This window comes from Wolbachia endosymbiont of Drosophila mauritiana, assembly GCF_004795975.1.
Classification (GTDB): domain Bacteria; phylum Pseudomonadota; class Alphaproteobacteria; order Rickettsiales; family Anaplasmataceae; genus Wolbachia.
Genome location: NZ_CP034335.1, coordinates 758,134 through 780,745, shown reverse-complemented (window position 1 = coordinate 780,745; position 22,612 = coordinate 758,134). Strand labels below are relative to the sequence as shown.

Below are 22,612 nucleotides of genomic sequence, written 5' to 3'. Positions count from 1 at the left end.
CTCATTTAAATAAGTTGAAGTAATATGTAAAAAATTATTATTGTCAACTTATAAACAATAAATTATCTACCACTTGAGCCAAAGCCCCCTTCATTGCGGACGGTTTCTTCTGTGTAGAATTCTTCTCTGTCATCCCAAATTACTTGAGATATAGGAGTAATGAGGATTTGTGCGATTCTATCTCCTCTTTTTATTTCATATGGCTGATTACTTAGATTGATTAGGCAAACTTTAACTTCACCTCGATAATCGGAGTCTATAGTGCCCGGAGAATTTAAGACAGTGATTCCATATTTTGCAGCAAGCCCAGAACGTGGGCGAACTTGCCCTTCAAAACCGTTTGGTATTGCAATCACAATGCCAGTTGGAATAAGTAACCTTTCAAGTGGATTTAAAATAACAGAGTCGTCCAATGCAGCATAAAGATCCATGCCAGCACTCTGCATAGTTGCATAACAGGGAAGAGGCAAGCTTTTGCCATGTGATAACTTTTTTATTTCTACTTTAATTTTATCTCTCTGCATTTTTATTCACCAGTTATGAAAATTTGATTGTAGCATGTAAATTATGCCTGTAAAAGATAAGAAAACTACTTGACAAATATTGCCAACTTTCCTTATTATGACACTAAGGGTATTTATGACTCAAAACTTGTTTTTGACCTGCAGGCTCAATAACAAAAATTCAGTAAAAAACTTAAGGTACTTATTGGCGGATTACATAAAATTATAGCGGCTGCATGTCTTTTTTATTTTTTCTACATTCAGCCAAAACGCGCTTATTTTAAGCGTTAGCACATTATTACAGCGCCAGTTTAAATTATTATAGGGTCAAACTCACTAAGTGGGGATCCTTTTGCCTTTTTTATAATTAGTAAATTTATTAATATTTTAGATTAGTGAGGAGTCCTATAGAGATAGCACTTGATGCTGGAATCCAGCCTTTCTGCAATCTCATCGAAAACGTTGTACCACCTTTCTATGCTAGTTTGCTTGTGAGCAACATGGATCCCAGTGTCTGGGCACTGGGATGACAAAAAAGGGGTACTTGAATGACAGTAAAGAGTATCAGGATGATAGGATTTACGCTATAAAGCGAACCGATTTGGTGTGCTGATTTTGTTTGCAGTTTCATAGTACGAATTTTTTACTTCGGTAGTTTTTTTATTGTCATTATAATTACAAGAATAGTTGAGGCCAATTAATATGAAAATTTTTGCAAAAAATTTTAAAGGTAAGGAAAGAAAGCTAGAAGAGTTCAATGAAGAAATAGAAGACATAGCAGCTGCGGCTCAAGATAAGTTTGCGCATGAACTTGAAAACATCGCATATGAAAGTGTGCAGAAATTTCGCAGTCTACTTGCTAAAGAGCTAAACTTCACTTTCAATAACATTCATTCTCAGAATGTCAATCTACTAAAATCCGGCCTAAAAAAAGGAGAAACAGCGTTAATACGTTCTCTTCTCAATATACTTGTACGATAGAGTTGCTGCTGCAATTTAATATTAAGTGATAACTAAAATAAGTAAGATTTTTTATAGATAAGTCTTACTTATTTTAGCTATATATAGAAAAGGAGGGTTGTTATGTCAACGAGACTAAAGTATCCAATCATAAATATACAACGTAAGTCTAAGCCTAAATCTTTTCCAGTAACTTTAGGAGAGGTTAAATCTTTTTTACGAATTGAAAATGATCAAGATGATAAGTTGATTTCAAGTTTTATTTTTATGGCAACTGATTATGCTCAGTGGCATATGGAAAAGTCTCTAGTAAAGCAAACGTGGCAAGTTTCATATGAAGGTTATATACCTCGTAGAATCTATTTAAGCTATGGTCCTGTGAATAAAATAATATTGGCTACTGATAAGAATAGAAAACTTAGTTATTATTTTAGTGATATAGGAAGCTATATTGAATTTTTCAATTATTTGAACATAATAAGGGCTGATGTTGTATACGAAGCTGGCTATGACAGCGTTCCTGAGCAAATAAAGCTAGGTATTATACAGCATGTTTCTGCTCTCTATAAAAATCGTGAATCAGAAGTAAGTAGCCATTTATCTGAGGTAAAGAAGGTGTATTCTCCATTTCGCGAACCAAAGGTTGTTTTGTAGTTCCTGTTTGTCATTCAATAGCAGATACAACAGATGGTGTCATCCGAGTAGCCCCTTCGATGTCATACCAGTACTGGGATCCAGTTTTTTCATGATCATCAAAATGTTGTATTTTAAAATAAAACGGCTACTTTTATGCTTACCAACTTAATAAAATTCCTGGATCCCAGTACTGGTATGACAAGAAAGAGCTACTGGAACGACATCATTATAAAGTGAACCAGTGTCTGGGGATGGGATGACATCTTCTTGACAGATAATGTTCGTACAGTAAGCACTAGGATGATACCATCTATTGTACCTGCAAATTGCAATCTTCGTAACCGTATCTGTGAGATGGAAAAAATTCAAATTATAAATGAGTTGTATAATAGTATTTATGCAGCATTAAAAGCAAACTCTGATTTAAAGAAATATGTTACTAACATCTATGATTACCTGCCTAAGCAGGTTACTATTCCTTATCTGAGATTGCGCATAGTAAATTATGTTAACCTGCATATGCTATCTAATTTTGCTACAAAAGTAAGATTTTCATGCGACATATATACTTATCATATAAGCAGCATGCTTGCTGCTATAAAGCATGTTGGCTTGGTGGTAAAGAGCATTAGTAGTGAGACCATTTTGGAAAGTAATTGTGCTATAAATCAGCATGATGAAGTTTTACATTCAACAATTAATTTTGATATTTTAATACAAGGAGGTAGCGATGAGAAAATTACAGCTGAAAATTAAAGGTCATGACAATAATTTTGTTGTGCTGAATAATATACGAAACTTAAGGTTTACTTTGCGTAATAACAAAGAAGAGATGAAAGATATTTTCTCTTTTGGCTGGAGAAAAGTGCTTGATTGTGCTGGAAGTAGAAAGATTACAATAAAAATTAATGGCATTTTAAATTCAGTATTGGCTGATGAATTATTGCGTAATTCTGCAATGTTAAACTCTAATAATGATTATGAGATTAGTTTTAATGCTAAGGAGAAGATAAAACTCAGGTGTTCGATTGAATTGTATGAGAGATATTATGATCCTGCCACTTTTGACAGCTTCACTGTAGTTTTAGCTAGTGCTGAAGTTGTGAACACTTTTCATTAGTGTTAATTTAATTTTTTCATATACAATAATAATAAGTGGGGGTTTTAACTAAATTAAAAAAAATTATGAACGATGAGGATCTTTTCGAAGAAGGAGATGATAATGTTGAAGAGAATAGCGATGACAGAAGAGAAAGAAATTTGAAGAATGAAAATCAGCTGGAAGAGAAATTTAAAGAGTATTTAAAACCTTTTGAGGATATTTTAAGTCAAATTGATGAAGGAGTTGATAATTTAGATAGCTACGAAAGGACTATGCAAGTAAAGCGAAGTATAGATAGGCTCATAGAAACCTTATATAGCCAAGCAGCATCTGAGGATATTGATGTAGAACTTGAAACCACAAAGCACACTCGCGATAAATCAGAGTCCAAGAAAAGAGTTCTGGAAAAGAGAAGGAAACAATTGATGGAAGAGATCTTAAGTGCTCAACAACAAAAGGAGCTAATGAATAATAGGCAAAAACATGAAGCAGTAAGTGATGGGGATGTTCAGAAGGCAAAAGCACGAATGAAGTCTTCAATTAGGGGAGTGTTGTTTTCAGTTATTGCTCATAGAATGGATCCAAGAAGGAGGGCAGGGGAAACTGCTGATGATAATGAAAAGCAAGCTCGTATATATGGTAGGGAAGCAGTTGGTGGAGCTCTAGGTGCACTTCTGAAAGCATTTTTAACCGCAGTTACTGCCGTTGTACGCGAAATTGCTAAACCACTTCAACATATGAATACACAAGAGACGTCTTTTGCAAAACAAGTTGAAGAAAGCAGAAACCAGGATTCACAAAAAGGTCGATCTGTGTAGGTCAAAGTATAATTTCAAAAAAAATTTTTGAAATCATATGTACTAAACAATATCTACTAAACGCAAATTACAACAAACGCAGTAGCATAATCTTGATCATCACTTAGAGAAAGGTGTATCTTGTAGTCTTTTGAGATGAAATCCTTTGTGATAGCAAGATGTGGTTTTCCCCTGATATTACTGTATATTTCTATATCTTTCATTATAATTCCCTGGCTGAATCCAGTGCCTAGCGCTTTAACAAAAGCTTCCTTTGCAGCAAAGCGTTTAGCAAAATATTTTGCCCTTACTTCTTGGCTATTATATTTTTTGCTTATCTCTATCTCCTTCTTAGTATAGACTTTATTGAGAAATTTTTCCCCGTATTTTTGTGATATTCTCAATATTCTGGGTATATATACTATGTCAGTGCCAATACCGTATATCATTTTGCGCTAAAACGATTTATTGCTTCTTCAACTTGTATTTCCTCTACCTCGCCAGTTGCTCTATTTTTTACTTCAACTATATTTGAAGTTACTGCTTTCTTTCCAATAATTATTTGCCACGGCAAGCCTATCAGATCCATTCTGGCAAATTTCACTCCTACACTTTCGTCCGTATCATCATAAAGCACTTCATCGCTTTTCAAAGCTTTGTATATTTTATCTGCAGCCTCCGTTACTTTCGTTTGTAAATTGATCAAACCAACTTTAAAAGGAGCTACTGCCTCTGGCCAGATAATTCCTTTATCATCATGGAAAGCTTCTATTATTGCGCCAACAAGCCTTGAAACTCCAATACCATACGAACCCATATGCATATTAACATTTTTTCCATCTTGAGAAGTAACACTTGCCTTCATAGGCTTCGAATATTTATCACCAAAATAAAAAATGTGCCCTATTTCAATACCTTTACTAACATTTAACTGTTCTTGCGGTATAGGACAAATTTTAGGGTCATGCATATCGTCTGCAACTGCATATATGCTCTTCAGGCTTTCAATATCTTCACTCTCTAGTAGTTCAGAAAATTTATTGTCATAATATAGAGTGCTCTCACCGGTGTTTGCCAATATATGGAATTCATGACTTAAACTTCCTCCAATTGGCCCCGTATCAGCTCGAACTCCAATTGGAGTAAGTCCCATGCGTTTGAAGATTTTTATGTAAGTTTTATACATCAAATTATATGCATTCAATGCACCTTCGTAATCTACATCAAAACTGTATGCATCCTTCATCAGAAATTCCCTGCCTCTCATAACGCCATAACGAGGTCTTACTTCGTCACGAAACTTCCACTGAATTTGATATAAACAAAGTGGCAAATCTTTGTAGCTTTTTACCGTATTTCTAATCAAATCAGTTACCACCTCCTCATGTGTTGGACCAAAAAGCATATCGCTTTCATGCCTATCTTTAATACGCAGCATTTCTTTGCCGTAATCATCGTAACGTCCTGACTCTCGCCAAAGACTTGCTGGCTGCACACAAGGCATCAACACTTCAATAGCACCAATTTCATCTCTGATAATATTTTCAATATTTTTAAGTACCAAAAGGCCAAGCGGTAACCAAGAATAAATTCCAGATGCTGTCTGCTTGATTAAGCCCGCACGTAACAAATATTGATGAGAAATAATTTCAGCACCAGCAGGGGTTTCTTTTAAAGTTGGCAGGTAATATTGAGATAAGCGCATTTGATAAATCTGATTGTACTAAGTAATCTTAATACAATCAGACCTGTAGGTAAACTTATTTTAGGAAAGGAAAGTTGTAGTGTTTTCCTTCTATTTGTTTAAACCTTAGAGATTCTTAATCTTTTCTCCTCAAAAGAAACAATAGATGAATTTTGCACCTCATTACTCACTTGGTCTGCACCACTTCCTTTTGTTGCAGAAGGAGAAACGCCACGCTCCTTCTTCTCTTGTCTTATATCTTGTAATGTCTTATCACGGTTACCGTAAGGTATAGACTGTGGTTGTGTTTCCCAATCTTCATAATCAGGTACATTACCACTATTGCTCGATAAATTATCAATAGGGCTATCTAGTAATGGATTTGTAACGGATATCATATTCCGGAATACTGTTGATTCGTTTGGAAAGTGTACATAGTTATTGTCCTTTTGATTGGACATTTTCTTTTGTTCTATCCATGATTCTTCTTCAAGAGAAAAAAGAGAATTCTCTTGTTCGTCTAAGGAATCTAGCTGTGCATTTTGAAAACCACTTCTTTCTCTTTGTTTTTGAATTGCTATTGTAAAACTATCCATTTGTTGCATACTCTCGCTATTGTTTGGCTCTTTGTCAGTTTTTTGACTTTCAACTTTCCTTACTTGATGTACTCCTTTGTTTCGCAATTGTACGTCGCTCTCTTGCTTTCCATCTTCAGGAAGATAATGTTTCTGTTTATCTGGAACTTTTTTCAAAGTAGTACCTTTGCTAATCTCTGAAAATAGATTGCTTAGAGCATCTACTGGAGTACCAGATTGTTTTTGCTGCACATCTTTTTGATTAGCATCACTAGGGCTATTTTTTCTTATTACCCTTTGTGCTGTAGATAGATCGTTTGATTTCACAGGTGGCGGAGGTGGTGGTGGCGGTGCACTGAGTGTTCCAGATATTTCTAGAGATGGTATAGGAGTATTGCTATGTCCGAAGCTTTCTGCTTCTTGTGATTGTTTTCTATTAGGACCTATTTTTTTCTCACTGTTTAACGCAAAAACACATGAATTGATAAGATATGCAGCTGAACTCAACATAACCAATGCAGAAACAGAAGCAATAACTGCAAAAAATACTGGTACTGCAACATCACTTAATACCGCTGAAATCATAAAATACGTGCATACTCCAGCTACAGCACCGGATGTACACAATAACAAAATAGCAATTGAATATTTTAAGCCAGTTGCCTTTTTTTGTTCTGCTAAAGATGATTTTTGATTTTTACTTTCACATTTCATTTCTCCTGGCTTATCCTTATCAAACTGTACACCACTATGTTGTTCAGTCATAGGTTTTTGCGGCACACCCTGTCCAGTATTGATTTCACATCTTTCTTCAAGGGTGTTTTGCGCTTCTAGGGGTTTATTATTCTCTTCCAACTCTGACGATAGATTATAACTATTAGATAGATCTGGTATTGTTTTAGTTCTCTTGCTATCTTCTGAATTACTGAAAGGTTTGTTACTACTACCATTATCTTGTTGAGGACTCAAAACTCTAGGAAATACAGGCTTGGGAGTTGAGCTTCTATTTTTCTCACTCTGTCTAATATTGCTTCCTTTATCTGCAGTTTCGCCATTCGCATTATTTGCTTCCTTGAATTTTGAATTATTTTTCAACTCTTCGAGAAAATTTGGATTAGAAATCTCAGATAGACCTCTTTTTAATTGAGTGCCACTGCTGCTTTTTTCTGCAGTAACACTAGGAGATTTTCCATCTTTATCGTTATGCTTATAAGTGTTGTTCCAACCCGGAGGTGGGGGAGGTGGCGGTGGCGGAACTGATGCAGGTATGTTATTATTAGATGAATCAGTAGTAGGCATTTCTCTTCCTTATTATTAATATAGTACTAATAATAATTAGATTATTAGTGCTTGTCAATAATTTTTGAGTAAGTTAATATTAAGATAATAAAATAAAAAGGAAAGAGAGAGGAGCAGTCTTCTAAGAAGAAATAGAAGCTGTTTTAAACCTCAAGTCATCACTTTGTTACTACAGCACATTATCAATGTTTTGGTATAGAGTAATCAGAATCATAAAAATAGCTTAGTGTTAGCTATTTTTATGATAACCTCTCTTAAACAATTGATATTTTACAGTGTTTTTGGTAAAATAATAGCTTAAGGCTTAGAATAAAAGTTTATGAGTGAAGCACAAGGTCCAAATATTGCAGAATGGCAGGCACAGCAGCAACATCAGGAAGCCGCTAGTGAAAAAAGTGGTTTCGGTCTTGGTCATAGCGACTCTGTTTCAACAATTGTGGATGGAATGAAGTGGATGTTCAACTTTCATGAAGGAGCAATTGCTGCTTATAATAATGTGTTTGAAGGTTTGGTCAGTGGTAGCAGTCTAGTAACGTTATTTGGGAAATCAGGTAATATGTTTGGCATAAAATTTCTTGAAAGCCTTGCTGAATATTTTTCAGGTGGTGGTGGAGAAGATATGCCATCAGAAGGAATGGGTATGGATTACGGTGATGATGGGCATCATCCGGATGATTATCCCCACTCTAACAATGAAGTAGCTCAAAGTGCCGATGGTTTGCATGATATGCATGATGCAGGTGATCATCATGGCCAATCTTTTTCACCTGGTCCTTCACCATCTGTTGGTGATGATCATGAGCTTGGTTACTAAATAACTAAGAAGATTTTATTGTAGTTAGTATCTTGGTGAAAAAAGTTTCAGTTTTAGGATCAACAGGAAGCATTGGAAAAAAGACTGTAGATTTGCTCTCAAAGAGAAAGGAAGAATATCAGGTGGAAGCACTAAGTGCCAATTCTAACTTTGCTCTGCTAGCACAACAGGCAAATCTACTTAATGCAAAATATGCTGCCATTTCTGATGAAAGGTTCTACAAAGATTTAAAAGAAGATCTACTTGGTACAAACGTCAAAGTAGAAGTTGGCGCTCCAGGTCTAGCAAATGTTGCTTCTCTACCTGTTGATCTCTCAGTTGTTGCAATAGTTGGCATCGCAGGCCTTGATCCAGTTATAAAGGTTATAGAAAGCGGTACTAAAGTTATTGCCCTAGCAAATAAAGAAAGCATTGTTTGTGGTGGCAAGTTACTGCTTGAAAAAGCTAAAGAAAGGAGCGTACAAATAATTCCCATCGACTCTGAACACAACGCAATTTTTCAAGTTTTGCAAAATGATGATAAATGTGTAGAAAAGATTATACTCACTGCCTCTGGTGGACCATTTTTAAATTATAGCCTTGAACAATTAAAAAATATTACAGTAAATCAGGCACTAAGTCACCCTACTTGGAAAATGGGAAAGAAAATCTCAGTTGATAGTGCAACAATGATGAATAAAGCACTAGAAATAATAGAAGCACATCATTTGTTTAAAATTAGCCCAAATAGAATTGAAGCAGTAGTGCACCCTGAATCGATAGTACATGGAATTGTAGTTTATCACGATGGATTCAGCTTTGCTGTGCTTGCAGAAACTGATATGGAAATTCCCATTGCATATGCTTTGTCTTGGCCAGAAAGATCAACTTTGAACTACAAGTTAGACTTAACAAAACAAAAAAAATTGACCTTTCAAGAACCAGATCATAAGCGTTTTCCTGCATTAAAGCTCAGTATGGAAGTGTTAAATTCCTCTTCTCCACATACAAATAGTATTGTTTTGAACGCTGCAAATGAGGTAGCTGTTAATGAATTCTTGAAATCACGAATCGGTTTTTTAGAAATATTAGAGGTGGTAAAATCAACAATAGAAAATTTTGACAAGTATGCTGATATTAACTCATTATCTGGTATAATCAACATTAACCTTGAAAGCCGTATTCTTGCCAATGAAATCATAAAAAGTAAAGATATCCGTTCAGCAGAGTGGTAAAATAAGGTAGACGAGAAAAGACAACTAAATGGTCAAGTAGCCCCATTTCATACTCCTGTCATCCTAGTAGCTGACACTGGAATACAGAAAAGCAGCTAGTTTCAGCTACTCGAATGACAAGACTAGAAAGAAATGGGTGTCATCCCAGTCTGGCATCCAGTCTTTTAGTCATCAAACATTAAAGTATTTACCAAATTAGCTGGATTCCAGCATCAAGTGCTGGAATGACACCTTATCTAAACAGATACATCACTAGTACGTTTGTCCACAATAACTTGAGAGAAGTTTAATATCATTAATAACTGTATTTGCTCTATACAGATAACCGCATCCTATTGCAAAGAACAGCAATGAAACTGCAGCAAGCGGAACTGGGTTGTCAACTACGAAACATAGACCAACAGCAAGTACTCCAGATAACAAAAAAGCACAAGCATACTTAGTTTGTTTCCTTTTTTGAGCAACTTCTTCTACCTTTATGAACTCTGGTTCTATTATTTCCTTGACATGTCCTGCAATACAATCTCTTGGATTTTTGTTTTCATAGTTTTTAATATTAGTTTTGATCTTTGGATGTGTAAGTAATATTTTTACCATGTCTACATTTCCCAACTTGCAAGCAATGTGTAGAGCTGTATTTTTTTCCTTCTTGCCGGTCTTAATTTCATCCTCTGCACGAGCATAATTTTGAGGTATAAATCCTTCATTAACAGGTTGTGAATTGTCAAGGTATACACAACCCCCTCTACCCTGATCTACTAATTCTCTCCCCTCAAATTCATACACTGGATAACCATCATGTTCCTTTGGTCTTCTCTCAATAACAGCTTGCTTGCTTTTAATATTTAAATCGATTTTTTTATGTTCTACAAGCAACTTAGCCATAAGCTCTAAATATTGATGTTCCTCGTTATTACTAGTAACAAAAGCTGAAGTAATGCACATCAAAGGTGTCATCCCATCCTCAAAAGCGTTAACATTCGCTCCTTCTTTCAATGCTTGTTGAAAATGATTCCAAGCTTCCTCAGGTGTTATTCTTTCACCACTAGCATTTTGCAATTCAATAGCTTTAAACAACTTTCTTGTTGCTTCACTTGTGCTAAACATTTTAACCCCCTATCACAACAAACTTGATAAAATTATACATATAAAAAATTAAAATATCAACTATTAAGCTAATGATCCAGAATATACTCCTTCGTTAAAGGAGACTGAGCATTTTCAAATATTTCTTTAGTACTTCCGAGTTCAACAATCTTGCCATTGCAAAAGAAAACTATGCTGTCAGATAATTTTTTAGCTTGCTTCATCGAATGAGTTACCATAATTATGGTGAACCTCAATTTCAATTCTTGTATAAGATTTTCGATTGCATTGGTTGCCATTGGATCAAGAGCAGAGCATGGTTCATCCATTAATAAAATAGTTGGCTTTACTGCAATTGCACGAGCAATGCATAATCTTTGTTGCTGGCCACCAGATAAATTTAGTGCACTATCTTGCAATCTATCTTTCAACTCTTCCCATAAACTAACCTTAGTTAAACTACTTTCTACTATTTCATCTAATTTTTGCTTATTTTTCACCATGCCATGCAATTTAGGCCCATAAGCAACATTATCATATATTGATTTTGGAAAAGGGTTGGGTTTTTGAAATACCATACCAACTTTTGCTCTGAGCAATACAACATCCATATCACGTGAATATATATTACCCAGCCCATCGATTACCAGTTCACCAGTCGCTCTACATCCAGGTACGTAATCATTCATACGATTAAAACAACGCAAAAATGTCGATTTACCACACCCAGACGGTCCGATAAAAGTTGTGACTTTCTTTTTGCAAATATTCAAATTTATGTCGAATAAAACTTGCTTAGAGCCATACCAAAGATTTAAATTTTTAACGAAAGCGTATTTATCATTCATACTAAATCCTGCATTGAATAAAGTCCCGGTATTTCCTTTTTATTCTTGCATAGCCATATTGCTGCTTGAATAGCCCCTCTAGCAAACGTTGTGCGGTCAATTGCCTTGTGATTTAATTCTACTCGTTCATCGGAATTGACAAACATGACACTGTGATCTCCTATTACTCCACCTCCACGAGATACTGCAAAGCCTATTCTTCCTTTCCCTCTTATATTTGAATTATTATGTGAATATTGATTGAGCTCAAAATCCACTTTTGCAGCGTTAGCAACTGCTTTACCAAACTCTATAGCTGTTCCAGATGGTGAATCCTTTTTTAAATTGTGATGCATTTCCCAAATTTCAACGTCATACTCATTACCTAAAAGCTTGGCAGCTTCTTTTACCAATTTCATCAACACATTAACTCCTATACTCATATTTGCTGACCATAATATTGGAACTTTAGCAGCATATTCTTTTAAATTTAGACCTTCTATTCCAGTTGTGCCACTAACTAGCGGTTTTTTAAATTTCACGGCCGCCTTAAGGCAGTCTAGCATACATTCTTTAGTTGTAAAATCTATTACAACATCGGACGATTCAAATACCTCACTAATAGAACTTGTAACTTTGATTCCTAAATTGCAATTATTGCCTACAATAGGACCAATATCTAAGCCTATATACTCACTGTCCAAGCGAGCAACAGCACCTGCTATTTCCACTTTGGTATTCGTAATTAATTCATTGAGTATTTTCTTACCCATTCTGCCTAAGCAGCCTATTACTCCAACTTTGATTTTCATAAAGCTTATATTAGGCCTTTTTTCGAGCTTTGTCATCCTTATAAGCTTAGCATATTTAGCCTTACACTGATAAAACTATAGCTATACATCGATGAATCTATTGAAAATTGATACGAGGAAGATACAAATTGTAATTAGTCAATTTTCTCCTATGGAGAAAACTTATAAAGAAAAAAAAGAGCACAGAGGTGCTCTTTTGTGAAGACTAATTAATAATAACCGTTGCCTACTTTGCTTATGGATTAAAGATATAATATTTTTTTGTCACTACTGCTTCAGTTGTTTGGCGTGGTTGTGTAATTCCATCATCTTCTGCATCGAAGAATTTTTCATCTTCCTCTTCCAAACAGGCAGATGAGCTTGCTTTCGTTTCCGGAAGTTGCTCTTCCATTTCTCGTTTTTCTTCTAATACACGATCATGTGCCTCTGAAGGAGGTACTAGCCTTACTCTTTTTGAACCTGATCTTTCTGTATCAGATAAATCTTTAGATATTTGAGTTATGATAACAACAGCTCCGCTTAGGCCTAACATGCTTTTCATTTCTTCTAGTTCACTACATGGAGTAATACAATCATGCGGCATTATTGAGCATACATTAAAACTTGAATAAAACGGATTACTGCCAAGAACTCGGCCTAGAGTTACTTTGAACACGCTTTTGGCACATTCGATATATGCAGAATATTCTGATAAATTTTCCTTAATATTCTCAATACTATCACAAACAACTTTTGATATGTCATTTGCCCTCACATGTAGCACCAGGTATCTATCGTTACCTTTTCTCATAATATCACAAACACCAGGTTTATCTTGATCTTGTAATAGGGTATGCACTCTATTATCAAATGAATTACCTGCTCGACTTTCTAATTCACTTATTCGACTCACCTTGTCATTAGGGTGATGATTTTTCCAACCTAATTTTCCTAAAATCCATGAAATTGCTGTATGATCAGCAATCCATTTAAAAAAGTTTTTTATTTTTTTTAACATATTTTACTCCTTGAATTAATAATTTAATTATTAAGTATAAAATTTAATTAGTCAATTTTCTCCTATGGAGAAAACTTATAAAGAAAAAAAGAGCACCAAAGGAGGTGCTCTTTTTAACAGTTTGCTATAGTTACTGTGCATTAAGAGATTGATTATTATCAGTAGCGTGTTGTTTTACTTCTAGATCAATAATTTTTGAACTTAATAAAAGACTTGTCATTTCTTCTGGTTTATTATCACCATAAACTTTGTTGCCATTTAGGGTACCAACTGAATTAATAGATAGACATATATTACCATCTTCCATTTTCGTTTTCGAGTCGTAACGACCTGTAATATACAATGATTCATCATTAAAATCTAAACGAAACTCACCATCAATTACATTACCATCTTGATCTTTATTTTTTAGAAATATTATATCTTGCGGCATAACCAACCCTACTTTACCGTTGCTCAAATTTTTAACAGTTAACATTATCTTTTTATTAGGATCAATTACTCGGTTTACCTTATTACCAGACCACCAATTTTTAATGCTGTTCCAGCCTGATGCAATTTTTCCTGCAATTGACTGAAAAAAGTTTTTTATTTTTTTTAACATATTTTACTCCTTAAGTTAATAATAATTTAATTATTACATAAAAAATATAATATGTCAATTATTTCATAAAATAATATAAAATATTAGCACTTGCTCGCAATTTTCAACAATTTAATAGCACTGGTGTTTACAACTTCTCCGCCAACGCGCTTAGTGACAAAAAATTTAACATAAGGTTTGTTTGTATAAGGGTCTCTCAATATTCTCATTCCTCTGTTATCTACGATCTTATAAGCTTGTTTGAAATCCGCTACTGCAATCATTGTAGGTGGCATATCAGCAGATTGATATACTGGTATTCCCATCAAAGTATCTGGTGTTTCAAGCGATAAACTCGGCTGCCAAAGATACTGACCTGTTTCAGATTTTAGTAGCCTCACGTCCTTTAACGTACTCCTGTTCATCAAAAATGATGCATTTTTAGAGTAATGTTCATTTAGAGAGTAGTACAATATCATTATGGCGTCGCTGTCTAGCTTATCAGCTTTAATTTGCTCTATCTTATTATGACCATTTCCATTTTCGTAAGTTAAAATTCCTTTAGGCTGAAAAGTGCCATCACCTTTAATAAAGGCTTCATTCTCCTTCTTACTGAAAGTTTCGGCAACCTTTTCCACAAGCCAATTTTCAACATTGACAAATGCATCATCGAGCAATTTTTGTGATATTTGCGGCTGAGCATAGAGCTCATAAGTTGTGATGGAAATCTTTTGAATTTTAGGTGTACTTGTGTCTTGTGCAAAATCATACTTGGATTTATAGCCACCATCTTCGTCGTCTACTACTTCACCACTCCAACCTGCACCAGCACGGTCACAATCTTCTATAATATAATCCAATGTTTCAGTGGAGATTCTTTGACTAGAACATATCTGCCGCATTGGAGATGAATCAGCTATACGCTTGTTTATCCGTTTTACAATGTGAGGAGTAACTAAATACCCTCCAATATCATTATCATCTCCACTTAGGGTTTTGTGTGATAATCTGTTTTCCATTCCTTTGCGAATATAATCAGAAAAATATTTATCACCTGTATTAAAATCTGTGCTAATCTCTGGACGTTGAGCTGCGGTTTCAATAAAATCTAAGCGCTCTTTGCAATTATCAATATTACTATTTATCTTGCATAGCTGCTCAGGTCCTTTGCTTTCGATTTCTTTTAGTTTGCGATCATTTATTAATTTAAATTGCTCCCATGATGAAGCGAGTTCATTAACACGGTGAGCGATATCAGTAAGTGACATAATAGCCTCCTTTAAAAATAAAATTAGAATAGTTATTGTAATTTGAAGGTAATCTTTATCAGTAATCTCAGCGTTGTCATGCAACCTGCATTCAGAAAAAAGACCAGTGAATGGCAGCTTAGTATAACTCAAACGCTTGTTTACAATATGGATCCCAGTGCTGGGATGGCGCCCTCATGATAAACAACGTTCATACAACTGTATACGTATAATGCTCGTGCCTGCCATTCACTGGTCTTTTTTCTGGATTCTAGCATTGGCTTCATGGTAGATACAAATGAACGTAAGCTACTTGGTAGTGAGAAAAAAATGATACTGATTACTTGTTGAAGTAAAAAAAGGCAGTATAGTATTACACCACGGTAAATACTATACTTAATTGCTAGCACTATACAGCATCTATTTTTTTGTGTCAAGCATTTTTTTCGCTGCGTATCTGTTCAGAAGAATGTACAAATAAAGTACGTAGCTGTTTGCCAAAACAATAAATGGTATCCTGTGCTGGGATCCATTTTTCTATCATCACCAGAAACGTTGATTACTTTTATACCTGTAAATTTAACTGGATCCCAGTGTCAGGGCACTGGGATGACAGAAGAAAAAGGCCTGTATCGGCTACTTCGATGACACTCACAGCCCTGTCATTCCAGCGCGTGACGCTGGAATCCAGAAAAAAAAGAAAAATGGTCAAGCACTGGGATGACACCCATTTAGTTATCTTTTCTCGTCTACCTTGTTTTGCCACCCTGCTGAACAGATACATACCGTTTATTGCTTTTACTCTATATCTGCCCTGCTTCAATTAGTAAGAGATTTCAATATTAATTCTGCACTACTTGCGGGATCACCACTTTTTGTAATGGGTCTGCCAATTACGATATAATCAGCTCCTGAGCTCATTGCTTCTTTTGGTGTTGCCGTCCTTTTTTGATCATCATGACTTGAATCTATACGAATTCCTGGAGTAATAATCTTAAAATCCTTACCACATTCTTGGCGCACTTCTTGAGTTTCTAGTGCAGAGCAAACTACTCCATGTAGTCCAATCTTTTTTGCAAGCTTTGCTAGCAAAATTACCTGTGATTTTGCTTCCCTTGCTACTCCGAGTTCACTCAGATCTTCATTGATCATGTTGGTTAGTACTGTCACTCCAATTAGCTTTATTTTAGTGCCTTGTACTACATTTAGTGCTTCTTCAAGCATTTTTGTTCCACCACTGATATGCAATGTTAGCATTTCAACATCTAGAGCTTTTATTGCTTCAACTGTTCTAGCTACAGTGTTTGGAATATCATACAATTTTAGATCTAAAAAAATTGGTACATTGCATTTTGCAACTTCTCTCACTCCAGAAGGGCCATGTGCAGCAAAAAATTCTAACCCAAGTTTTACCATGCCAACCTTATCACGCAGATCATTAGCCCAAGATATGGCTTCATTCAAATCTTGTGTATCCAGTGCGCATATTATTGGGTTCATTATCTTGTATAATTTTTTTTATAATAAGAGTAATTGTTGCATTTTACAATCCATATTCAGGGATTGGTCCACTTGCAATGCTTTGTACAGACACTGAACCCGATAATCTGGTCGGAGTTGGTGAACGACTGGCATATCCAAGATCTTCCTGTAAAGAATCAGATGTTTCCTCCGATGTTTTGGAACCGTTAACTGACTTGAATTGCACAAGCTGCCCTAATACAAATTTTATTTTCTGAGTCTCCCCTAATATTATTTTTGTGCTATAATCTTTAATTGCTCTATTTTCTCTTATTGATTCTTCTACCTTTTCTATCACATATTGAAGTTGTTTTATTTGACTGTCTCACTCTAAAAGTGAATTTCTTAAATTTTTCACTTTGTTATTACAATCTTGTCTTATTTTGTCTAACTCAAAAGACTGATTTTTAATTAAACCGTCTGCTTTATCTAGCTCTTCAAATTTCCTTTTTAATTCTTTAGATAAGTTTTTATTTTTCTGATTAATTTCTTTGAATTTACACTGTAATTCATCTAATGCCACACAAAGTTCTTCTTGCCTTTTATATAATTCTTCTTTTTGTGTATATAGCATATGTTTCTCTTTACGTAATTTATCTATTTCCTTAGATAACTCCTCGTTTTCTTTGAATAATTTTTCTATTTCCTTATTCAATTCTTCATGTTTATTATTGTCTATTTTTCTTTTCAATTCCATTATGTGTTTTTCCCTCTCAGTTAGATTAGCTTCTTTTTCCTGTAACTGTTTACACAAATATGAGATTTTATGGAGTAGTTCTTTTTCTTGTGCAGCAAGCTCATCTTTCTCCTTCGTTACTTTTTCTAATTCGTCTGTTATTCCAATTATATGGATCATTTTTGCTTCTAATTTCTCCTCCAAAGATTTTTTTTCTTTAAGAAAAGATTTCCTCTCAGCTTCTATTTTTTGACCAAATTTTCTTCCTTCCTCGTATAAATTGTGCTTTTCTTGAGTCAACTCAAGCTCTTTGTGAGCAAATTTCTTCTCCACTTTACTAGTGTCAATAATTATTTTATACAAAATCATAAGAGCCAAAGCAGATAATACAACTAAAGCGAGAATTAAAGAACTAGGTGCATTAATAAGCGCTAAAGATGTAAGTAATGTAAGAGTAGCAAGAGAACTAGCTATAAAATAAAATGTATTATATTTATTAAGTAAATTGCTCATCACCCATATACAAAACTTCAGCAGTCTTGTATATATTGATTAAAATTATCTTACCTGTAGAGGAGAACACTTATCACAATTGTACCAGTGATAAACTTTAGTTGATATGCTAACTAAACTCAAAATACAAGGTGGCATCAGACGGGAGTAGAACATCTACTAGAATATCCAAAATCTTCTGAATATGAAGCTTCATCCAGCTCTTTATTTGGTAGTGCTGATAAGTCTCCATTACTTATATCTGAAGGAGCAAGGCTATCATTAGTTTGTACAGATATTTCTTCAATTATTCCTTTTATTTCTTGATCACTGACTCCAACATTCTTGATTAATTCCTCCAATCTATTCAAAATCTCTAATACAGTTTCCTGCGATATAATCACTTTATCTCCTTCTCTTACATTCTCTTTGAACAAATATATCATGTTTTTTGCCAAATCTTGTGCTAAGCTCACACGATTCTGATGAACTAATGAAGATTGATCATTCAAATCTGAAATTTCTTCTTTTATAGAATGCTTCTCAAATAGTAACTCTTTGTACTTTTCATGTTGAATTTGACTTTCTTCCTCCAGATTGATGCTATAATTTTCTAACTCTTCACTGTTTTTTCTTTCTTTATTAAGAATTTTTTCTAACTCTTTAATCCTACTGAAATATTTAGTTTCTTTCTCTTCCGATTGCTTACTTAGTTCTTCTAAATCTACAGTTAGTTTAATCACTTCTTGAGTTTTTTCATTTAACTTTTTTTGTAATCGTCTTTTTTCTTCTTCTAAATCCAATGATTTAAGCATTAAATCATAAGTTTCAGAACTTTCTTTTTGCAACTGCGCTTTTAACTCTGCTATTTTTTTCTCTTTCTTTTCTAAACATGTCATCAATTCTGTTACTTTTTTAGATTCTAATTCATGTGATTGACTTTCTAATCTCTGGATTTCACTATATTTATCACCTAAATCTTTTTTAGTATCATTCAATTCTTGTTCTAACCTTTTATTTTCATTTTAAGATCTGATCGCCTTATTTGATCAACTAGTTTTTGTATTTTGACAACTAGAACTTCAGCATATCCTTCCAAGCCTTGCTTTTCTTGCACTAATTCAGCTTTTTCTTTACTTAACTGTTGTATCTTTTCTTGCATTTCCCTTAACTTCTTATCTAACTTTTCCTTCTCTATTCTTTTCTCCTCAAATTTACTCTCTACCGAATCACTTAGCTGCCCGAATTTTTGTGTTACTTCAGCCAAAAATTCATCTTTTTCCCTTACCTTTCCATTTAATTCCTCTATCTCTCTCACTTTCTGCTGCAATTGTTCTGACATAGTTTCTTTATCTTCAGTCAATCTTGTATTTTCTTTTTCCAATTTATTAATTCTTTCGTTTAAGCTTTCATCTACAACTTGTGCACTTTTGTCTTGCATTTTAGTACTGCCTATTTGAGCTTCTTTGCTGCCACGCTCAATTTCTTGAGTTGTTTGAATGTTAATATTTCTATTACTATTTTCTATCACAATCTCAGATGATTTATGATTGCCTTTCTCCTTATTTCTAAATTTTATTTGATACAAGAATAAGTTACCTATTTTTACATCTTTATTTGCTTTCAATTGATCATCAGTAACACGATTACGCTCGATAAGTTCTATACCATTAGCATCAATATTAATTATAATAGTGCACTTTTTTCCGTCCTTATCACACCAATTCAGAGTCATTTCGTATGCACCATCAGTTACAACATAGTGCCTTATTCCTTCCTCAGAAACAAAACCGTGCATTCCATTTTTTCCATTGCTATGCAGAGTTGAAAACCCTAAAATTCCATTATCTTGACAGAAATTACTATTCAAAAACTCACTGACTTTGAATTTGTTTTTATTAGCTCCCAATTTAACTTCTGCACAACTACCATATATTGACACTGTTTCAACACCACTTTCAATATACCCATTCAATACTTTTTTAGCCTTATCTTGAAGCTCTAGTCTCGCCTCCTTTACATTATTGAAATCTTGGATAACGGCTTTATACACTTCATCTTCATTAAAATTGACATTGTATTTTATTAAAAAAGATAATATGTGAAAACTAGCTACAGCAGTGTGAATTGATTTATTCTTTTCTTTTATCTTACCGAGCAAAAACAAAAACCTTTGAATGAAGTTATGATAATCATCTTTTTGTTCTTCAAATTTATTATCATATGAATTACCAAACATTATTACCTCACAACTAAATAATTAGTATAGTAATACAAATGCTAAGTTACATCAATCAATAAACTTACAGTAAATTTTCCATTCTCAGTTATAAGCTCTGCTTCTGTACTCTCAACCCATTCTATCACTTCAGCATTGCAAACTGACTGCAAATCATGCTGAGCAGAATAATTTAACTCATCCTCTTTTACACTCGCTTTTATCATCAATTTTTGTATAAGATGCTTAACTGATACGTTATTATCTGCTTTTATTTTTCTCACAAGGTTTAATATCTGCACGAAATTATCTCCCATTTCCTCAGAATATTTATCATAGATAAGTTCTTCCTTGTTAGGCCAATTACTTTTATTGTGAACGGAGTTATAACTATACAACTGATGATATATTTCCTCTGTAATGTATGGCAAAAATGGTGCAAATAACCGCAAAATAATATTGAGTACATATGCTAAACTCTGTTTCGCATTCATGTTTGCCTCGCTGTCCAATGCATCTCCATATGCACGTTTTTTAACTAACTCTAAGTAATTATCACAAAAATCTTTCCAAAAAAATTCTTCTATTGCGCTCAAAGCTTCGCAGTATTCAAACTGTAATAGGTTGTTCGTCGTTTTTTCTATCACTTTATATAATTTGGACAATATCCACTTATCCATCGTCTCACTGATGGAATTTATGCTCAATGCTTGATGTTTTTCCATAAACATGGAAACAAATTTGCTAGCATTCCAAAGTTTCGTAACAAGTCGTTTGCCAATTTTGAAGATATTTTCAGAGTAGACTGTGTCAACTCCAAGTCTTGAGTTTGCTGCCCAATAGCGTACTACGTCAGCTCCATAGGTTTCAAGCATTACATGAGGAGTGATGATATTACCTTTTGATTTACTCATCTTTTTTTTATCATCAGCCAAACACCAACCACTAATCATGATATTTTTCCACGGCAGTGAATCTGCATGATAATGTGCCTTCAAAATCGTATAAAAAGCCCAAGTTCTTATTATCTCGTGGCTTTGGCTGCGCAGATCTGCAGGAAATATCTTATCATACCGATGGCTTGGTAAACCGAGCTCACTGTTTACTGCCAGTGCACTTAGTTGAGGAGTGATCGCACTTGTTGCCCAAGTATCCATCACATCTTGATCTGGAGTAACTTCTTCTCTGCTATAGCCTTTCGGCAAACCTTTTAATGGATCTACAGGTAAATCCTTTACTTCAGCTAGAATGATTTTGCCTTCTTCTCCCTTACGTTTTGAATACCAAATTGGAAATGGCACACCAAAATAACGCTGTCTTGAAATGCACCAATCCCAATTTAGCCCTTCTATCCACACCTCCATGCGTTTACGCATAGATTCTGGATGCCAATTGCATTCTCTCACTTTATCTAACAGTTGAATTTTTTGTTCTAAAGTCTTGATAAACCACTGATAAGTAGATAATATTTCAAGTGATGCACCAGATCTTTCTGCACATTTTACGGAATGAGAAATGTTAGTACTTTCTATCAAAAGGCCCTTTTCAGTTAGGATTTCAATTATTTTCTTTCTTGCTTCTTTGACCTTTAGCCCATGGATCCCAGTGTCAAACACTGGGATCCATTTCACTGCATGCAGATTCATTCTTCCATCCTGATCAATGATAATTGTCACCGGCAGATTATGCTTTTGCTGCCAATATATGTCGAGCTCATCACCAAATGTACAGCACATAACAAGTCCAGTGCCTTTATCTATTTTGACCTTATCATCAGCTGTTATTGGAACTTTTGCCCCTGTCATTGGCACTATGGCTGTCTTACCAATCAGCTGAGTATAGCGTTCATCCTCTGGGTGACAAAAAACCGCAACGCATGCTGGAAGCAACTCAGGTCGTGTAGTTGCGATGTGAATCTGCTCATTTTCTTCAGTGGAAAAAACTATTGTATTTAAAGATGATTCAAAAATTTTATCTTCTATTTCCGCTTGTGCAATTGCGGTTTTATCAACTGGGTCCCAAAGAATAGGTTGCATTTTCCTGTATGCATATCCCTTATTATATAAATCAACAAATGACATTTGAGAAAGTGCCACAGCTTCCTTGCTGATCGTGTGATATTCCAAACTCCAATCATAACTAATGCCGACCGATTTAAATAACTCCTTGAATTCTTGCTTTGACTTCTCAATAATTTCATGGCACATTTCTATAAATTTTTCTCTGCCAACTTCTTTTGCACGGGTTTTATAGGTTTGCTCAACTAACCTTTCAGTGGGAAGCCCATTATCATCAAACCCAATTGGATAAAATACATCTTTTCCCAGCATACGCTGAAACCTTGCAATAAAATCCGTATGGCAATAGCTAAATATGTGACCGATGTGTAACTTTCCAGATATCGTTGGTGGAGGTGTATCTATAGTGAAAGTATTATCCTTTTCACCATTCCATTTATAAACTTTACTACCTTCCCATAATATGTTGTATTTGTCTTCAATTTCTCTAAAGCTGTATTTTTCTTCTAACATAAATATTTTTCAATTTTAAGCTTTAAGTTAGCACAATT

24 protein-coding genes are annotated in these 22,612 nt (G+C 34.5%); 7 read left to right on the top strand and 17 right to left on the bottom strand.

Features of this window, described 5'->3' with window-relative positions; genetic code table 11:
* Positions 1 to 62: 62 nt before the first annotated feature.
* Positions 63 to 524, bottom strand: coding sequence for a dUTP diphosphatase (gene dut / locus EJB00_RS03810; protein ID WP_015587648.1), 462 nt, complete (start codon positions 522 to 524; stop codon positions 63 to 65).
* A 681-nt stretch (positions 525 to 1,205) separates the two neighbouring features.
* Between dut and EJB00_RS03805 the strand changes: the two genes are divergently transcribed.
* The 5 genes from EJB00_RS03805 (at position 1,206) to EJB00_RS03785 (ending at position 4,019) form a co-directional block, all read left to right on the top strand.
* Complete coding sequence (locus tag EJB00_RS03805) at positions 1,206 to 1,484, top strand: hypothetical protein (protein WP_015587649.1); 279 nt, start codon at positions 1,206 to 1,208, stop codon at positions 1,482 to 1,484.
* Between the two features lie 102 nt (positions 1,485 to 1,586).
* A complete protein-coding gene (locus EJB00_RS03800; protein WP_007302801.1) occupies positions 1,587 to 2,117 on the top strand; it encodes a head-tail connector protein in 531 nt (176 codons plus the stop codon).
* 336 nt (positions 2,118 to 2,453) lie between these two features.
* Entirely contained in the window at positions 2,454 to 2,855 is a 402-nt protein-coding gene (gp17, locus tag EJB00_RS03795; protein ID WP_015587651.1) for a tail completion protein gp17, read from the top strand.
* The gene (locus tag EJB00_RS03790; RefSeq protein WP_015587652.1) at positions 2,830 to 3,219 is read left to right on the top strand and encodes a phage tail tube protein; all 390 of its coding nucleotides are present in this window, start codon (positions 2,830 to 2,832) and stop codon (positions 3,217 to 3,219) included. The genes gp17 and EJB00_RS03790 overlap by 26 nt, the downstream gene beginning before the upstream one ends.
* Positions 3,220 to 3,284: 65 nt before the next feature.
* Positions 3,285 to 4,019 (top strand): hypothetical protein, encoded by a 735-nt coding sequence (locus tag EJB00_RS03785; RefSeq protein ID WP_041581431.1) that lies wholly within the window; start codon positions 3,285 to 3,287, stop codon positions 4,017 to 4,019.
* Positions 4,020 to 4,075: 56 nt separating this feature from the next.
* Here the strand turns inward: EJB00_RS03785 and EJB00_RS03780 are convergent, their stop codons facing one another.
* The 3 genes from EJB00_RS03780 to EJB00_RS03770 form a co-directional block, all read right to left on the bottom strand.
* A complete protein-coding gene (locus EJB00_RS03780; protein WP_015587654.1) occupies positions 4,076 to 4,447 on the bottom strand; it encodes a holo-[acyl-carrier-protein] synthase in 372 nt (123 codons plus the stop codon).
* Positions 4,444 to 5,703 carry a proline--tRNA ligase gene (gene proS, locus EJB00_RS03775; RefSeq protein ID WP_015587655.1) on the bottom strand — a complete coding sequence of 420 codons (1,260 nt, stop codon included), beginning with the start codon at positions 5,701 to 5,703 and terminating at the stop codon, positions 4,444 to 4,446. Before proS ends, EJB00_RS03780 begins: the two co-directional genes overlap by 4 nt.
* A gap of 98 nt (positions 5,704 to 5,801) precedes the next feature.
* Positions 5,802 to 7,556 carry a hypothetical protein gene (locus tag EJB00_RS03770; protein WP_135353066.1) on the bottom strand — a complete coding sequence of 585 codons (1,755 nt, stop codon included), beginning with the start codon at positions 7,554 to 7,556 and terminating at the stop codon, positions 5,802 to 5,804.
* A gap of 319 nt (positions 7,557 to 7,875) precedes the next feature.
* Here EJB00_RS03770 and EJB00_RS03765 point away from each other — a divergent pair, with 319 nt between their 5' ends.
* Together EJB00_RS03765 and dxr are read left to right on the top strand one after the other, a co-directional pair.
* On the top strand, positions 7,876 to 8,370 hold the full coding sequence (locus EJB00_RS03765; RefSeq protein WP_015587657.1) for a hypothetical protein: 495 nt from the start codon (positions 7,876 to 7,878) through the stop codon (positions 8,368 to 8,370).
* 35 nt (positions 8,371 to 8,405) lie between these two features.
* Entirely contained in the window at positions 8,406 to 9,584 is a 1,179-nt protein-coding gene (gene dxr, locus EJB00_RS03760; protein WP_015587658.1) for a 1-deoxy-D-xylulose-5-phosphate reductoisomerase, read from the top strand.
* A gap of 252 nt (positions 9,585 to 9,836) precedes the next feature.
* Here dxr and EJB00_RS03755 read toward each other — a convergent pair whose 3' ends face one another.
* The 13 genes from EJB00_RS03755 to EJB00_RS03705 all read right to left on the bottom strand — a co-directional run bounded on the left by EJB00_RS03755 (position 9,837) and on the right by EJB00_RS03705 (position 22,574).
* Positions 9,837 to 10,691 (bottom strand): ankyrin repeat domain-containing protein, encoded by an 855-nt coding sequence (locus EJB00_RS03755; RefSeq protein WP_135353067.1) that lies wholly within the window; start codon positions 10,689 to 10,691, stop codon positions 9,837 to 9,839.
* A gap of 68 nt (positions 10,692 to 10,759) precedes the next feature.
* Positions 10,760 to 11,518, bottom strand: a complete 759-nt coding sequence (gene pstB, locus EJB00_RS03750) for a phosphate ABC transporter ATP-binding protein PstB (protein WP_135353068.1) — start codon at positions 11,516 to 11,518, stop codon at positions 10,760 to 10,762.
* Entirely contained in the window at positions 11,515 to 12,309 is a 795-nt protein-coding gene (dapB, locus tag EJB00_RS03745) for a 4-hydroxy-tetrahydrodipicolinate reductase (protein WP_015587661.1), read from the bottom strand. Before dapB ends, pstB begins: the two co-directional genes overlap by 4 nt.
* A gap of 235 nt (positions 12,310 to 12,544) precedes the next feature.
* Complete coding sequence (locus tag EJB00_RS03740) at positions 12,545 to 13,306, bottom strand: hypothetical protein (protein WP_015587662.1); 762 nt, start codon at positions 13,304 to 13,306, stop codon at positions 12,545 to 12,547.
* A gap of 130 nt (positions 13,307 to 13,436) precedes the next feature.
* Positions 13,437 to 13,910: a hypothetical protein gene (locus EJB00_RS03735; RefSeq protein ID WP_015587663.1), complete on the bottom strand. Its 474-nt coding sequence runs from the start codon at positions 13,908 to 13,910 to the stop codon at positions 13,437 to 13,439.
* Positions 13,911 to 13,993: 83 nt separating this feature from the next.
* Positions 13,994 to 15,157, bottom strand: a complete 1,164-nt coding sequence (locus EJB00_RS03730) for a phage major capsid protein (RefSeq protein ID WP_135353069.1) — start codon at positions 15,155 to 15,157, stop codon at positions 13,994 to 13,996.
* Between the two features lie 544 nt (positions 15,158 to 15,701).
* Complete coding sequence (locus EJB00_RS03725) at positions 15,702 to 15,902, bottom strand: hypothetical protein (RefSeq protein WP_135353070.1); 201 nt, start codon at positions 15,900 to 15,902, stop codon at positions 15,702 to 15,704.
* Positions 15,903 to 15,955: 53 nt separating this feature from the next.
* Positions 15,956 to 16,636: an orotidine-5'-phosphate decarboxylase gene (gene pyrF / locus EJB00_RS03720; RefSeq protein ID WP_135353071.1), complete on the bottom strand. Its 681-nt coding sequence runs from the start codon at positions 16,634 to 16,636 to the stop codon at positions 15,956 to 15,958.
* A 43-nt stretch (positions 16,637 to 16,679) separates the two neighbouring features.
* Positions 16,680 to 16,955: a hypothetical protein gene (locus EJB00_RS06435; protein WP_225416239.1), complete on the bottom strand. Its 276-nt coding sequence runs from the start codon at positions 16,953 to 16,955 to the stop codon at positions 16,680 to 16,682.
* Positions 16,956 to 16,982: 27 nt separating this feature from the next.
* The gene (locus EJB00_RS03715) at positions 16,983 to 17,846 is read right to left on the bottom strand and encodes a hypothetical protein (protein ID WP_225416238.1); all 864 of its coding nucleotides are present in this window, start codon (positions 17,844 to 17,846) and stop codon (positions 16,983 to 16,985) included.
* 137 nt (positions 17,847 to 17,983) lie between these two features.
* Complete coding sequence (locus tag EJB00_RS06430) at positions 17,984 to 18,823, bottom strand: hypothetical protein (RefSeq protein ID WP_225416237.1); 840 nt, start codon at positions 18,821 to 18,823, stop codon at positions 17,984 to 17,986.
* A gap of 8 nt (positions 18,824 to 18,831) precedes the next feature.
* The gene (locus EJB00_RS06425; RefSeq protein ID WP_225416236.1) at positions 18,832 to 20,064 is read right to left on the bottom strand and encodes a coiled-coil domain-containing protein; all 1,233 of its coding nucleotides are present in this window, start codon (positions 20,062 to 20,064) and stop codon (positions 18,832 to 18,834) included.
* A 41-nt stretch (positions 20,065 to 20,105) separates the two neighbouring features.
* Positions 20,106 to 22,574, bottom strand: a complete 2,469-nt coding sequence (locus EJB00_RS03705; RefSeq protein WP_135353072.1) for a valine--tRNA ligase — start codon at positions 22,572 to 22,574, stop codon at positions 20,106 to 20,108.
* Positions 22,575 to 22,612 lie beyond the last annotated feature (38 nt).